Origin of the sequence: Planktotalea sp., assembly GCF_049680325.1 — a bacterium.
Taxonomy (GTDB): Bacteria; Pseudomonadota; Alphaproteobacteria; order Rhodobacterales; family Rhodobacteraceae; genus Planktotalea.
The window spans coordinates 1-14,153 of sequence record NZ_JBAUHO010000010.1 but is presented as its reverse complement, the minus strand read 5'-3'; the positions used below and the strand labels follow the sequence as shown (position 1 = coordinate 14,153).

Sequence of the window (14,153 nt, the reverse complement as noted above, 5' to 3'; positions counted from 1 at the left end):
GCGGAGCAGGGCGAAGTCACCTCGATCTTTGAACTTCCCGAGGGACATCGCGCCCATGCCATTTTGCAAGAGGCCGGCCTGCCCAGCAGTGATGAGTTGATCCTGCGCCGGGTCAATCGCAGCGATGGGCGCAAAACCGCGTGGATCAATGATCGCCGTTGCTCGGGCGATGTGCTGCGCGCTGTTTCTGAAACGCTGGTAGAATTACACGGCCAGCATGACGATCGCGGTTTGCTTGATCCCAAGGGCCACGGAGCGTTGCTGGACGAATATCTTGCAAAGCCTGCTTTGCTGGACGCTGTCGGCGCTGCTTGGAAAGACCTGTCAAAAACGCGCAAAGATTTAAGTCAGCTGGAGGCGGCGATTGCGGCTGTGCGTGAGGAAGAAGATTTCCTGCGCCATGCGGTTGCCGAGCTTGATGATCTTGATCCCAAGCCCGGTGAAGAGGGTACGCTGGACACGCGCCGCCGGGCCATGCAGGGCGCCGAAAAGATCCGCGATGATGTTGCGCGCGCCCATGCGATGCTTGGGTTTGAAGGCGCTGAAGGGGCGATGAGCGAAGCCATTCGCTGGCTGGAGGGCGTGGCAGACAAGGCTGACGGCCAGCTTGCTGCACCGCTTTCAGCGCTTTCACGGGCGTTGGATGAATTGGGCGAGGCGAGCGCTGGCGTTGAACTTTGCCTTGATAATCTGGACTTTAGCCCGTCCGAATTGGAAGAATGCGAAGAACGCCTTTTTGCGATCCGTGGGTTGGCGCGCAAACATAATGTGACGCCCGATGAACTAGGCGTTTTCGCGATTGAATTGCGCGCGCGGCTTGAAGCATTGGATGCAAGCGATGCAAAGCTGGGCCAAGCGCAAAAGGCGCTGGCGCTGGCAGAGGCCGCCTATGACAACGCCGCGACGCAGTTGTCCGACGCACGGCGCAAGGCTGCAAAACGGTTGGACATGGCCGTTAGCGCAGAGCTGGCCCCTTTGAAAATGGAGCGCGCCGTTTTCACCACGCAGCTTACCGAGGCGAGCGCGTCCAAAGCAGGGCGCGACGCGGTGGCCTTTAGCGTCGCGACGAACCCCGGTGCGCCGAGTGGACCTTTGAACAAGATCGCATCGGGCGGCGAGCTCAGCCGCTTTTTGCTGGCATTGAAAGTCTGCCTGACCGCAGAGAGCAAAGACATCACCATGATCTTCGACGAGATCGATCGCGGCGTTGGCGGTGCGACGGCGGATGCAGTTGGACGACGTTTGGCCAGCCTTGCCGAAGGTGGTCAGGTGCTGGTCGTAACGCACTCGCCGCAAGTGGCCGCGCTTGGTGGGCATCACTGGCGCGTTGAAAAGAGCGTTGCCAAGAATATGACGCTGTCCACGGTTGTGCCTTTGGGCGAGGCAGAGCGCATTGACGAGATCGCGCGTATGATTTCGGGCGATACCATTACCGATCAGGCACGCGGGGCGGCCCGCGCCCTTTTGGCAGGGTAGTTATGTTTCGCACCGCATCCGCCGCACTTGCCGCGCAGATGCGGGACATGGGTGCAAGTTTTGGACGCGGATGGCAGTTGTTGCGGCATCGCGGCCCGTCACAGATCCAGTTCTGGTTTATCGCACTGATGATCGGCATTGCCGCAGGCTTTGCCGCGGTCGCCTTCAGGTTCGGTATTTCCCTATTACAAACAACATTTTACGGTGTCGAAGATGTAGCAAAACTACACAGTTTTGCCGAAAGTCTGGCATGGTACTGGATCCTGCTGATCCCGATGGCGGGGGGTGTCACCGTTGGCATCATTCTGCATCACTTTACGCCAGACGGGCGTGTGCGTTCGGTTTCGGATGTGATCGAGGGCGCGGCGCTTAACAATGGGCGGGTGGAAAAGAAGGCCGGAATTGCCTCTGCGTTGTCGTCTATGATTACGCTTGGCACTGGTGGCTCAACCGGGCGCGAAGGGCCTGTTGTGCATATTGCGGCGATGCTTTCGAGCTGGGTCAGCAACCTTATTCGCGCAGACGGAATAACGGGGCGCGATCTGCTGGGCTGCGCCGTCGCGGCGGCGGTCTCAGCCAGTTTCAACGCGCCCATCGCAGGGGCCTTGTTCGCGCTGGAAGTGGTGCTGCGTCATTTTGCGGTGCATGCCTTTGCGCCGATTGTGATTGCAAGCGCGGCCGGCACAGTGATTAACCGTTTGATTTTTGGTGATACTGCCGAATTCGCGCTGCCGGGCACGTCGCTGCTGGAATTTTATGCCGAACTGCCTGCCTATTTGATCCTTGGTCTGGTGTGCGGCCTTGTTGCGGTGACATTGATGCGCTGCGTCTTTTGGGCGGATGATCTGGAAAGCCGCCTGCAAACGCGCCTTGGTTTGCCCTATTGGCTGCGCCCTGCGATTGCTGGTGCCTTGTTGGGCCTGATCGCGATCCAGTTCCCGCATATTATCGGAGTTGGCTATGAAACCACCTCTGCGGCGCTGACGGGCAAGCTGCTTTTGCACGAGGCTGTGGTGTTTGCGATGATTAAAACCGCCGCGGTTGCAATCACCATGGCGGGACGTATGGGCGGCGGTATTTTCTCGCCTTCGCTAATGATCGGGGCGTTGACGGGGCTGGCTTTTGGTCTGATCGCGACCTCGATCTTTCCAGAGGTGAGCGGTTCTCACACGCTTTATGCTTTGGCTGGGATGGGCGCGGTGGCTGCCGCAGTGCTGGGTGCGCCAATCTCTACAACGTTGATTGTGTTCGAGCTTACCGGGGATTGGCAAACGGGACTTGCAGTAATGGTTTCGGTTTCGATTTCGACGGCGCTGTCTTCGCGGCTTGTGGACCGCTCGTTCTTTTTGACCCAGCTGGAGCGGCGCAACATTCATTTGGCCGCCGGTCCGCAGGCCTATTTGCTGGCGATGTTCCGCGTGGCAAGTGTGATGCGCAAAGGCGAAGAGGACATCGACGAGGACGCGGCATGGGCGATGATCGAAGAAGGGGTCTATATCGATGGCAATGCCACGTTAGAAGCGGCGATGCCGATCTTTGACAAATCAGGCGTGACGTTCATTCCCGTGGTCACGCTTCCCGGCGAAGGGCAGGCCCCGGAACTTTGGGGCGCGCTCTATCATGTGGATGCGCTCAAAGCCTATAACCGTGCTCTTGCTGCGACCGCGGCGGAAGAGCACAGCTAGCGCCGTTATAAAGGCTGCGTTGCTTGCGCCAACCAAGTCCGGGCGGCGTCGCTTAGCAATCCATCCAGTTTTGCGAGGCAGGCTTTGTGATAGCTGTTCAGCCAATCTGTTTCGGCCTGTGTGAGAAGCTCTTTCACGATCAAACGGCGATCAATCGGCACATAGGTCAGGGTTTCAAAATCATACATCTCGCGCTGTGCATCTGCGCTTGGCAGCGCCGGGGCTGTTTGCACGACGACAAGGTTTTCGATGCGAATGCCGAACGCGCCTTCGCGGTAGTAACCGGGTTCGTTGGACAGGATCATTCCAGGCTCTAACGGCACATCGCTGACGCGGCTTAGGCGTTGGGGGCCTTCATGCACGCCCAAAAAATGCCCCACACCATGACCGATCCCATGATCGAAATCCTGCCCGGCAAGCCAGAGCGGCACGCGCCCGACGGCTTCGATATCGCGCCCGGCAAGACCCTTTGGCCAGCGCATACGCGAGATAGCGATCATCCCTTGTAGCACGCGGGTAAAGGCGGTGCGCTCTTCCTTGCCAACGGCGGCGATGGCGATGGTGCGTGTGATGTCGGTGGTGCCGTTCAGATATTGCCCGCCGCTGTCGAGCACCAACAGGTCACCGTCCTGCAGTGTACGGGACGTTTCGTGTGTGACCCGATAATGCATGATCGCGCCGTTAGGGCCTGCGCCCGAAATTGTGTCAAAGCTGATATCTTGCAGGGCGTTGGTGGCGCGGCGGCGTTGCTCTAGCTGGGTGGCAACGTCGATTTCGCTGATGCTGCCCGTGGGCTGGGCATCAAGCCAGCACAGGAGTTCGCACATCGCGCTTGCGTCGGTGATATGCGCGGTGCGGGTGCCCGCGATTTCGACGGGGTTTTTACGTGCCTTGGGCAGGGCGCAGGGTTCAGGGCCGTAGGATATCTCTGCGATGCCAGCATTCAGCGCCTCGATCACGGCGACGGGAACGGAAACCTTGTCGCAGCGAATTTTGCCGCTGAGCTTTGTAAGGGCGGGCAGAAAATCGCACGGCTCTGCGCGATCAATCAAAGGATCGGGGGCAAGGTGGGCCACTTTTTCATCAGCGACGAATAGCTGTATACGTCCACCCGCTTGCAAAATCGCAAACCCGTGTACGAGCGGCGTTTTAGCCACGTCATTGCCGCGAATATTCAACAGCCAGCACAGACTGTCGGGCAGGGTGATGATGGCCGCGTCTTCGCCTTTTTCCTTTAGATCAGCAGCGAGGTCTGCCAGCTTGTCACATGATGATTTTCCAGCATATTCAATCGGATATTCAAATGCGGGTGTCATCGGCGGCGCGGGTTGATCTTTCCAGATCCGGTCCACCAGATTGGGCGCGGGGCGTAATGTAATGCCACTTTGCACAAGCGCGGTTTCATAGGTTTCAAGCTGGCCTTGCGTGATAAGCCAGGGGTCAAACCCGACAACGCCGCCGCTTGGCAGTTTTTCTTTCAGCCAGTCGGCCAGAGAGTGCTCGGGCCAAGGGACGGGCGTATAGTGGGCCAGATCGACCTGCGATTTGACCTGCGTGCGATAGCGCCCGTCGATGAAAACACCCGCACTATCCATCAGCGCGCAGCAAAAGCCCGCCGATCCCGTAAACCCCGTTAGCCATTGAAGGCGCTCGTCGTGGGGGGCGACGTATTCGCCCTGATGCGCATCGGCGCGCGGAATGATGAAACCGTCAAGCGCTTCAACAGCCATTTCAGCGCGTAAAGCGGCGAGGCGGGCAGGACCATGTTCAGGGCTGCTTGTGGTGTCAAAACTTTGAAACATGATCGGTCCTCTGGCGTGATTGTTATGGGAACTCTGCACTGGACGGGGTGTGAGCAAAAGCACAAAGTGCAGCTGAAAGGAAAGCCGAGTGACACGCAGGACCCGTCGAAAACATGCTGAAGCACGACAGGTGCATTTGACCCTGCGCACGCCCTTCGCGCCAACGCTAGAAGCGGCGGTTGCCCGGCTTTACGAGGTCTGCGGCGTGCGAAATGTGTCACGCCATTTGCAGGTGTGTTTGTGTCCGTGCTGTATGAGCGAGGAAATGCGCCAGAGCATTATCGCCGCGCCCAACGCCGAGTTGAGCGAAGCGCAAATTCGCGAATACAGCAATTCCGCCCATGGCACCGTTGACTTTGCGGATGATCTGATCGCGCTTTTGCCGCGTTACGCGGAATTATTGGCGCAGGATATGTCGGTTGACTACAATGACAGCGATGAAATCCTCTGGCGCTTTGGCGCGGCCTTGAAAAACGGGGGCATGCCCGAACCTGTTCAAGAGGCCTATGTCGCATGGGGGCGCGCGTATTTTCGACATGCTGCCTACGCTGAAGCGCGCGATCTGGACACGGCGCTTTTCGCCTATGGCGCGATGAAATTGCTTTTGTCAGGCGGGTTTAGCGCGCCGGAGGTCACCGCGCTTCTGCACGAAGCAGTTTTGTGCAAGGAAACGGGCCCGTGGAGCACATCGTGGCTTTGCACCCATTTGTTCCTGTCGCGCCGCGCAGTGGCAGAGGCACCCAAGCTGGGCTTCATCTGGACATCGGGCCTGCAAGATGGCGCGCCCGAGAAGGTGTTGGATTGGTTCAAAGGACCAGAGTTTCACGCCGCCCTTGAGCAGGCAATGCTATTTGATCTGCCCGATGAGCGATTGGTGGTTTGCTATGATGTCCACGAATGGCTTGCAGCGAACCGCAAGTCTAACTGACCTTGCGCATGCCCATCACGCGGGCACGGGCACGCGGATCGGTGTCAAAAAGCGCAGCAAGCTGTTCGGTCATCGCGCCTGCAAGCTGTTCCACATCGGTAATTGTCACCGCGCGTTCATAATATCGTGTAACGTCATGGCCGATACCAATCGCCAGCAGCTCTACCGCGCGGCGTTTTTCGACCATCGCGATCACATCGCGCAGGTGTTTTTCCAAGTAATTCGCAGGGTTTACCGACAATGTGCTGTCATCCACAGGCGCGCCATCTGAAATCACCATCAGGATTTTGCGCGCTTCCGGGCGAGATGACATACGGCGGTGCGCCCATTCCAGTGCCTCGCCGTCGATGTTTTCCTTCAACAGGCCTTCTTTCATCATCAACCCCAGATTGGGACGCGCACGCCGCCATGGGCTGTCGGCACTTTTGTAGATGATATGGCGAAGATCATTCAGGCGCCCGGGCTGCTGATCGCGGCCCGCATTGAGCCATGCTTCGCGAGATTGCCCACCCTTCCACGCACGCGTGGTAAAACCGAGGATTTCAACCTTCACATTGCAACGCTCCAGCGTGCGGGCAAGCACGTCGGCACAGATTGCAGCAATAGAAATCGGGCGCCCGCGCATAGAGCCGGAGTTGTCCAGCAGCAGCGTCACGATGGTATCGCGGAACTCGGTGTCTTTCTCCATCTTGAAGCTAAGCGGCGTGGTCGGGTTGGCCACGACACGCGCAAGGCGGCCCGCGTCCAGCATGCCTTCTTCAAGGTCAAATTCCCAGGACCGGTTTTGCTGGGCTTGCAAGCGGCGCTGCAACTTGTTGGCAAGGCGAGACACCGCGCCTTTGAGCGGCTCAAGCTGCTGATCGAGATAGGCGCGCAGGCGCTCAAGCTCAATCGGTTCGGCCAAATCCTCGGCTTTCACTTCTTCATCGAACTTGGTGTCGTAGACTTGGTAATTGGGGTCCGCATCCGAAACCGGCTGCGGTTGAGGCGGCTCCATCGGAGCGTCGCCCTCTGGCATCTCGGTCTCTTCACCCATTTCCTGATCGGCAGCGTCGTCCATTGAGACTTGCGCCTGCGAGGAATCCTGTTGTTCGTCTTGGGATTGCTCGGGGGAGGCGTCTTCGGACTCTTCTGAATTCTCGTCCTGACCCGTGCTATCTGGATCCTGATCCTCTTCGCCGCTTTCTTCCGCGTCGTCCTGGGCGTCGTCGTCGATTTCGTCAGGGTCATCGCCCAATTGATCGCCATAGCCGAGATCCTTGATGATCTGGCGTGACAATTTGGCAAAGGCGGCTTGATCGTCCAGCAGTTCATCGACGTTTTCAAGCGTCCCGCCTGCTTGTTCTTCAATGAATCCTTTCCACAGGTTCATCACGTTCTGCGCGCCAGAGGGCAGATCACGCCCCGTCGCCAGATGTCGGATCAGATAGCCGGCGGCCGTGGCAAGAGGGGCGTCTGCGGCGACTTTGATCTGGTCAAAACCTTTGCGCAATGCATCATTGCCGATCTTGGCGTCGATGTTACCCGCGGTGCCGGGCATGTCACGCGCACCCATCGCTTCACAGCGCGCGGTTTCCATGGCTTCATAAAGCTCGCGCGCGACCTCGCCTTGCGGGACATAACGCGAGTGGGTGCCATCATCGTGGAATTTGCGATGCATCGCCAGCGCATCGGCCGTGCCGCGCGCAATCAGCACCTCTTCACGTGTCATCCGGCGCGACACCTGCGGCAGGCGCATGGTATCGCCAGACACGCCAGAGGGATCGACTGTATAGGTAATCGAGAGTTCGGGATCATTGGCCATGACCTTCGTTGCCTCGGCCAAGGCTTTCTTGAAGGGATCGGCAGGATTGTCGTTATTACTCGCCATCTCGTCCGTCTTCTCTGGTCCTAAAATACCTCCGCCGGAGGCACGATTTTTTCAAAAAATCGTTTACCCTAGCGAAACACTTGCTGCGCTTTCTGGCAGTTCTTCGTCAAAACAACGCTGGTAGAACTCTGCCACGGTTTGGCGCTCCAGCTCGTCACATTTGTTAAGGAAGGACAGGCGGAAGGCATAGCCGACATTGCGGAAGATTTCAGCGTTCTGGGCCCAAGCGATCACTGTGCGCGGGGACATGACGGTTGAAAGATCGCCGTTCATAAAGGCCGTGCGCGTCAGATCGGCCACTTTGACCATCTGCTTCACCGTTTTGCGGCCCGCTTCATTGTTATAATGCGGGTTCTTGGACAGAACGATAGCGGATTCCGCTTCGACGCTGAGATAGTTCAGCGTGGCGACAAGTGACCAACGGTCCATCTGGCCTTGGTTGATCTGCTGCGTGCCGTGATAAAGGCCTGTGGTATCACCAAGGCCGACAGTATTGGCCGTCGCGAAGATACGGAAATAGGGGTGCGGGTTGATGACCTGGTTCTGATCGAGCAGCGTCAGTTTACCGTCTACTTCAAGAACACGCTGGATCACGAACATCACGTCGGCGCGGCCAGCATCATATTCATCAAACACGATCGCGGTCGGGTTACGCAGCGCCCAAGGCAGGATACCTTCTTGGAAATCAGTGACTTGCTTGCCATCTTTCAACTTGATCGCGTCTTTGCCGATCAGATCGATTCGGGAGATGTGGCTGTCGAGGTTGACGCGCACTGCGGGCCAGTTCAGGCGCGATGCGACCTGTTCGATATGCGTGGATTTACCTGTGCCGTGGTAGCCCTGGATCATCACGCGGCGGTTGTGCGAAAAGCCTGCAAGGATCGCCATTGTCGTGTCAGGATCGAACTTATAGGTGCTGTCGAGCTCGGGAACGCGGTCTGTGCGATCTGCAAAGCCTTTGACAACCATATCCGTATCAAGGCCAAAGACCTCACGTACCGAAATATCCACGGTCGGCTTCATATCAACGTCCAGCGTGTTGTCGGTCATGTTTTGGATCCTTGTCTTTCCGCGCGAAATAAGTGCGTTCATATGTTTGTTCCGTGGTGCAACATATCTTTCCCAAGGACAAGGGGAGCGTAGGGTAAAAACGAAGCACAAAGTATGAATGGTACTTTGCAGCGCGGATCAGCCGTGACAGGTTGCCCTAGGATACCTCTGTAGAGAGACGCGATGAACGGCTTGAAGCAAATCGAGAAGTGGATCACCCAAGCCGCGCTAGGGGATCGAAGTGCCTTTGAGGCACTTTATAATGCGACCTCTGCGAAACTATTTGGCATTTGCTTGCGTGTCTTAAAGGACAAAACGCAGGCAGAGGAGGCGTTGCAAGAGAGTTATGTCAAGATATGGCACCATGCGGGGCGCTATCAAATCAATGGTTTAAGCCCGATGTCGTGGTTGATTACGATCGCCCGCAATACGGCCATTGACCATTTGCGCGCCCACAAAAGCGGTGAGGTCGCAGCAGCGCCCGAGTTGATGGAGGGCGTTGCCGATCAAAGTCCGGGGCCTGAAGCCTTGCTCGAGATGAAGTCGCAGAGCAATCAGCTGGCCTTGTGTCTTGGCGAGCTGGATAGCGTGCATGCCGATGTTGTGCGCGGTGCCTATCTGGACGGGAAAACCTATGCCGAGCTGGCGCTTGAAGCAGATGTGCCTTTGAACACGATGCGCACATGGTTGCGCCGAAGCCTAATGAAACTCAGGGAGTGCCTGACGCGATGACCGACGAGAGAGAGACTGGCGCGACGCAGACGCCTGAAAACAGAGATCTCGCTGGCGAGTATGCGCTTGGCCTTTTGGCAGGGGCAGAGCGCTCGCAATTCGAGGCAACCTTGAACGAGAACGCGGCGCTTCGTGAAGAAGTCGCGCGCTGGCAGGAACATTTTGCAGCCCTTGGCATGGATGTTGAAGAGGTGACGCCGCCTGCGTCGGTCTTGAGCAATCTCAAGCGCGAGCTGTGGAACGAGAACCGCCTGCCATGGCAGCGGCGCATCCGTATCTGGGAATATGCTTTGGGCGGTGTCGCTGCGGCATTGGTTGCCTTTGCTGTCTATACCTACAGTGGACAGAATGCGCCCGGCGCGACGGTGATGCACGCGAGCATTTCCAATACACAAAGCGAATTGCAGATTGCGTTGGCCCTGAGTGTCGGTAGCGGATTGCTGCGCATCGAGCGCGTAGGGCCAGAGCCGCATAATGGGCGCGACTATGAGCTATGGGCGATTGCAGAAGGCGCAGCGCCTGTTTCACTAGGGGTTCTGCCAAAGGCGCGGGTGACGGCCCTAAAGCTGGATGAAACCCATGCGCGCCTTGTGCGGGTTGGCGTGACACTTGCCTTGTCTGACGAACCTGCGGGCGGCTCGCCGACGGGCGCGCCGAGCGGCGCTGTGCTTGGCGCGGGCGCGGTTCAGGTGCTCACAAACCTGTGATCGGAAAAATTGAAAAACTTTGAAACTATTCTTTGAGTGGCTTCGTGGCTTCTAGCGACCCGAACGAAAAACCGTTCGCGGCAGCTTAGGAGAAACACAAGATGACACTTTCAAAGACACTTATCTCGGCGACGGCAGTTTTTGCTTTGGTTGCAGGCGCTGCCTTTGCGGGCAGCCACGCAGCAAAGAACCCGGATGTGGGCGGTGCGGCGATGTTTGCAGATAAGAACATCATCGAAAACGCGGTTAACTCTGCGGATCACACGACGCTTGTTGCGGCAGTTCAGGCCGCTGGCCTTGTTGAAACGCTGCAAGGTGACGGCCCGTTCACAGTGTTTGCCCCAACAAATGCAGCATTTGATGCCCTGCCAGAAGGCACAGTCGACACGCTGCTTAAGGCTGAGAACAAAGACATGCTTGTCAAAATCCTGACCTGTCATGTCGTGTCTGCGGACGCGATGTCCATGGCGATCAAAGGTATGATCGACGATGACAACGGCAAACATCCCGTTCCCACGGTCGGCGGTTGCACGTTGCAGGCCACATATGACGGCGACATGATTATGATCGAGGACGAGCAGGGCGGCGTTGCAACCGTAACGATTGCGGACGTCAAGCAATCCAATGGCGTTATTCACGTGATCGACAAAGTTCTGTTGCCTGCCAAGTAAGCTGCAACATCACATCACGCTGATGTGCTTGGCCTGCTCTTGCTTTTGATAGGGCAGGCCATCACCTTTGAGCAAAGGAGATTTACGATGCAAAGACGTCATTTTCTATCCCTCGGCGCGGCCAGTGGCCTTGCCAGTATGAGCGTTCTTGGTGCGTTCGGCGCACGCGAGAGTTCGGCCGCCACAGGCAGTTTTGAAGTCACGCGCTCCAAGTCAGAATGGCAAGCGATGCTTTCGAACATCGAATATAAGGTTATGCGCGAAGAGGCGACAGAGCGGGCAGGGTCATCGCCTTTGGACAAGAACTATGCGGCAGGCACCTATCATTGTCGCGGCTGCGATTTGCCGCTTTATCCGTCAAAGACGAAGTATGACAGTGGCACGGGCTGGCCAAGTTTCTATCAGTCCTTGCCGGGGGCGATTGGCACCAAAGAAGACCGCAAGCTGTTTTCACTGCGCACCGAATGCCATTGCCGTCGATGCGGCTCCCACCTTGGGCATATCTTTGACGATGGGCCCGCGCCAACGGGCAAGCGCCATTGCCTGAACGGTGTGTCGCTGGTGTTCAAAGCGGCCTAATCGGGTTCGGGATACAGATCGCGGATCGCATCCAGATCCGCCTCATAGTCCCCGAGGGCGGCTTGGCCCTTGGGGCTAAGCCAGTAGATGCCCTTGTCGACCCGTTCGAACCAGCCGTAGTGATTGGCCGCCATAAGATTGCGCGCGCTCGGAACGCCCGTCGTCTTGGCGATTTCAGAGGCTTTGGTCGGGCCATGCCCTTCAAGAAAACCGAGGCATTTCAAGGCATCCTGACGATAAGCGGTCACAAGCCCCTGGCGGGTTGAACCGCCGGTGTTGGGATCGCCCACAAGACGCTGGAATTCGCGCAAATGGCGCGTCGCTTTCTTCTTGGATTTGCGCGGCACATAGGGCGTTGGATCGACATGTGCCTCAACAAACCCGTCCGCGGGGCGCACGGTCAACAGACCAAGCCCGAGACGTCGGCACAGGGTTTTGTTGTTCTTGAGTGACTTGAGACCGGCCTTGCCCTTGGGGCGCGGCACGCAGATGTAAACGGTGTCGCAGATCGAAAGCCGCTCTACGCCCTGATGGAAAAGGGACAGCGAAAAGCCTGTCTTCAACTCGACGATAACGGGCGGATCATCGCCGCGCATCGCCATCACATCAAGCTTGCCAACTTCGCCCTTCACGTCATACCCCTGTGCTTCCAAAAAGGACTTCACAGGGGCATAAAGATCGGTTTCGCGCATGGGTTAATCCGGGATCTACTTGAAGTTCCGGCTTTCCTTGATCTGATCCCACGCCCAGACGACCTGCTGCAACTGCTCTTCCTGAGAGCGATCGCCGCCATTCATATCCGGGTGCAAGACTTTGATAAGTGCTTTGTAAGACTTGCGAATTTCCACCTTGGTCCAGAAATCCTTGGCTTCCAAAAGCTCGATCGCGCGGCGTTCTGTCGGTGGCAAACGCTTGCCAGCACCGCCGCCCTTGCCAGGGTTGCGCGTTGCATTCACACCCAGCACCTGATGCGGGTCTTCAATCCCGAGGCGCGCCCAAGCGGCCTGTTCCGGATCCTTCATCGGCTTGGTTTCACGCTCCCAAACCTTGTCTTTGGATTGCTGCGCGTTCAGCTCGGCCTCGGTGGTTCCCTGAAAGAAGTTCCACTTCAAATTATACTCGCGCACGTGGTCCTTGCAGAACCAGATATAGTCATCAAGCACATCCGGCGCGCGCGGCGCGCGGAACTTGCCGGGAAGGTCGCAGCCTTCGTGCTGGCAAGCCCGTTGCGAGGTTTCCGATTCCCCCGACATCCCGCGACGACCGCGCGGATTCTTCTTTTTTGCAGAGGACACGGACATGTCGAATCCGAATGGATCGTTTTTCTTTATCATTGCTCACCTCAACGTATCAGGCGCATAACAATAGAGGATTTGACGGCGGTTAGAAGGGGAGTTTGCTAAAAATGTCCAAGGCAGAAGAAATTCGCGCAAAATTGGAGGCGGCTTTGGCTCCTTCGCTGTTGGAAGTGGTGGATGACAGTGAAAGTCATCGCGGTCATTCGGGATTTCAGGAAGGCGGCGAGAGCCATTATAACGTGCGCATCCGCGCCGAGGCTTTTGCAGGGCAGAGCCGTATCAAGCGGCACCGTTTGGTGCATAGCGCGTTGGGGCCCGAGTTGATCGGCCGCATTCACGCGCTTGCGCTTGATCTGGATGTGCCCTGACGGGCGCAGTTTTTTTGGATTTGGGGGCGCTGCCCCCCTCCGCCAAGGCGGAGTCCCCCGGGATATTTCCAGAGAGAGGAAGCGCAGGCGCTAGTCTGGCTTTTGCGCGTGTGCGTCGCTATTGCCGGGCTCTTCGGTTGATTCTGCGTGCTCGATTTCGGGCTCTAGCTCAGGTTCGGGCACTGGCGCGTCGGGGAGGTCTGGCGCATTGGCACGCCCTTCGCTTTGCACAGGGCGGCGGAACACCAGCACATTGCGGAAGGTCGTGGTTTTTGACGTCAGCCCTGCGCGTTCCTCGGAGGGGAGGGTTTCGGCGCGTTGGTATTCCCAGCCATCGCGGCCCATATCGTTCATCACCTGTTCAAGCGCATGGGCGAATTTGCCGTCATTGCCTTTGACGCCTTTGCCTTTGAGGCCGCGCAATGGGGCGGGGATGACTTTGTATTCAAATCGGATCATGGGGGCCTCGTGCTTGCTTGGCCTGCTATAGCAAGGCGCGTGCGGCGGGGGAAGGGTGGTTAGGCTTCATCCAGCGCGGCGAGTTCGGCGAGGATTTTGCTGCGCAGGGTGGTGGCCGTGCCGTGGTTGTAGGGCATGTGGGTCGGGTCGAAGATTTTTAGGGCGTTGTCCACGTGGGTCAGGGCAGCATTAAGATGGGGGCGCGGGTTTGATGTGGTATCGTGTTTGGCGATACCCTGTTCAGTGATTGCCATGTTTTCTTGGGTTTCGGCCCATTGCATGGGATGCTCTGCCTCTGTAAATATGCGCAGCGCGGCGCGGAAGGCGGCGATTGCCTCTGCCAGCAGTTCTGCGCCAGCCTCGCCGTTGGTGCGTGTTCCTTGGTTTGCGAGAGCGATGGCGAGGCTGTTCTGGGTCATGGCCCACTCGACGGGATGCTCTGCCTCAGTGCGGATGCGCAGCGCGGCGCGGTAGGCGGCGGTTGCCTCTGCCAGCAGTTCTGCGCCAGCCTCGCCGTTGGTGCGGGTG

Annotated in this window: 15 protein-coding genes; 8 read left to right on the top strand and 7 right to left on the bottom strand. The window is 57.8% G+C overall.

Going from position 1 to position 14,153, the window contains the following annotated elements:
* Nucleotides 1-1,476: DNA repair protein RecN (locus WBC85_RS00495; RefSeq protein ID WP_424432725.1), on the top strand; the 1,476-nt coding region annotated here is incomplete at its 5' end.
* Nucleotides 1,477-1,478: 2 nt separating this feature from the next.
* Nucleotides 1,479-3,161, top strand: coding sequence for a chloride channel protein (locus tag WBC85_RS00490; RefSeq protein ID WP_424432724.1), 1,683 nt, complete (start codon nucleotides 1,479-1,481; stop codon nucleotides 3,159-3,161).
* A 5-nt stretch (nucleotides 3,162-3,166) separates the two neighbouring features.
* Here the strand turns inward: WBC85_RS00490 and WBC85_RS00485 are convergent, their stop codons facing one another.
* Nucleotides 3,167-4,963, bottom strand: a complete 1,797-nt coding sequence (locus tag WBC85_RS00485) for an aminopeptidase P family protein (protein WP_424432723.1) — start codon at nucleotides 4,961-4,963, stop codon at nucleotides 3,167-3,169.
* A gap of 88 nt (nucleotides 4,964-5,051) precedes the next feature.
* On the opposite strand from WBC85_RS00485, the gene WBC85_RS00480 reads away from it, so the two are divergent.
* The gene (locus WBC85_RS00480; protein WP_424432722.1) at nucleotides 5,052-5,891 is read left to right on the top strand and encodes a hypothetical protein; all 840 of its coding nucleotides are present in this window, start codon (nucleotides 5,052-5,054) and stop codon (nucleotides 5,889-5,891) included.
* Here WBC85_RS00480 and cobT read toward each other — a convergent pair.
* Both cobT and cobS read right to left on the bottom strand, forming a co-directional pair.
* Nucleotides 5,884-7,761, bottom strand: a complete 1,878-nt coding sequence (gene cobT / locus WBC85_RS00475; RefSeq protein WP_424432721.1) for a cobaltochelatase subunit CobT — start codon at nucleotides 7,759-7,761, stop codon at nucleotides 5,884-5,886. The genes WBC85_RS00480 and cobT overlap by 8 nt on opposite strands.
* 63 nt (nucleotides 7,762-7,824) lie before the next feature.
* Nucleotides 7,825-8,811, bottom strand: coding sequence for a cobaltochelatase subunit CobS (cobS, locus tag WBC85_RS00470; protein WP_424432720.1), 987 nt, complete (start codon nucleotides 8,809-8,811; stop codon nucleotides 7,825-7,827).
* A 183-nt stretch (nucleotides 8,812-8,994) separates the two neighbouring features.
* Between cobS and WBC85_RS00465 the strand changes: the two genes are divergently transcribed.
* The 4 genes from WBC85_RS00465 (at nucleotide 8,995) to msrB (ending at nucleotide 11,500) form a co-directional block, all read left to right on the top strand.
* Nucleotides 8,995-9,543 carry a sigma-70 family RNA polymerase sigma factor gene (locus WBC85_RS00465; RefSeq protein WP_424432719.1) on the top strand — a complete coding sequence of 183 codons (549 nt, stop codon included), beginning with the start codon at nucleotides 8,995-8,997 and terminating at the stop codon, nucleotides 9,541-9,543.
* Nucleotides 9,540-10,250 (top strand): anti-sigma factor, encoded by a 711-nt coding sequence (locus tag WBC85_RS00460; protein ID WP_424432718.1) that lies wholly within the window; start codon nucleotides 9,540-9,542, stop codon nucleotides 10,248-10,250. Before WBC85_RS00465 ends, WBC85_RS00460 begins: the two co-directional genes overlap by 4 nt.
* A gap of 101 nt (nucleotides 10,251-10,351) precedes the next feature.
* Nucleotides 10,352-10,921 carry a fasciclin domain-containing protein gene (locus tag WBC85_RS00455; protein WP_424432717.1) on the top strand — a complete coding sequence of 190 codons (570 nt, stop codon included), beginning with the start codon at nucleotides 10,352-10,354 and terminating at the stop codon, nucleotides 10,919-10,921.
* 87 nt (nucleotides 10,922-11,008) lie between these two features.
* On the top strand, nucleotides 11,009-11,500 hold the full coding sequence (gene msrB, locus WBC85_RS00450; protein WP_424432716.1) for a peptide-methionine (R)-S-oxide reductase MsrB: 492 nt from the start codon (nucleotides 11,009-11,011) through the stop codon (nucleotides 11,498-11,500).
* On the opposite strand, the gene WBC85_RS00445 is transcribed toward msrB, so the two are convergent.
* Nucleotides 11,497-12,192 (bottom strand): DUF2161 domain-containing phosphodiesterase, encoded by a 696-nt coding sequence (locus WBC85_RS00445; RefSeq protein ID WP_424432715.1) that lies wholly within the window; start codon nucleotides 12,190-12,192, stop codon nucleotides 11,497-11,499. The genes msrB and WBC85_RS00445 overlap by 4 nt on opposite strands.
* 15 nt (nucleotides 12,193-12,207) lie before the next feature.
* Nucleotides 12,208-12,831: a DnaJ domain-containing protein gene (locus WBC85_RS00440; RefSeq protein WP_424432726.1), complete on the bottom strand. Its 624-nt coding sequence runs from the start codon at nucleotides 12,829-12,831 to the stop codon at nucleotides 12,208-12,210.
* A gap of 74 nt (nucleotides 12,832-12,905) precedes the next feature.
* Between WBC85_RS00440 and WBC85_RS00435 the strand changes: the two genes are divergently transcribed.
* Nucleotides 12,906-13,166, top strand: coding sequence for a BolA family protein (locus WBC85_RS00435; protein WP_424432714.1), 261 nt, complete (start codon nucleotides 12,906-12,908; stop codon nucleotides 13,164-13,166).
* Between the two features lie 90 nt (nucleotides 13,167-13,256).
* Here WBC85_RS00435 and WBC85_RS00430 read toward each other — a convergent pair whose 3' ends face one another.
* A complete protein-coding gene (locus WBC85_RS00430; protein WP_424432713.1) occupies nucleotides 13,257-13,625 on the bottom strand; it encodes a DUF4177 domain-containing protein in 369 nt (122 codons plus the stop codon).
* Between the two features lie 59 nt (nucleotides 13,626-13,684).
* Nucleotides 13,685-14,153, bottom strand: a 469-nt coding sequence (locus WBC85_RS00425; protein ID WP_424432712.1) for a hypothetical protein, incomplete at its 5' end; no start/stop codon positions are given.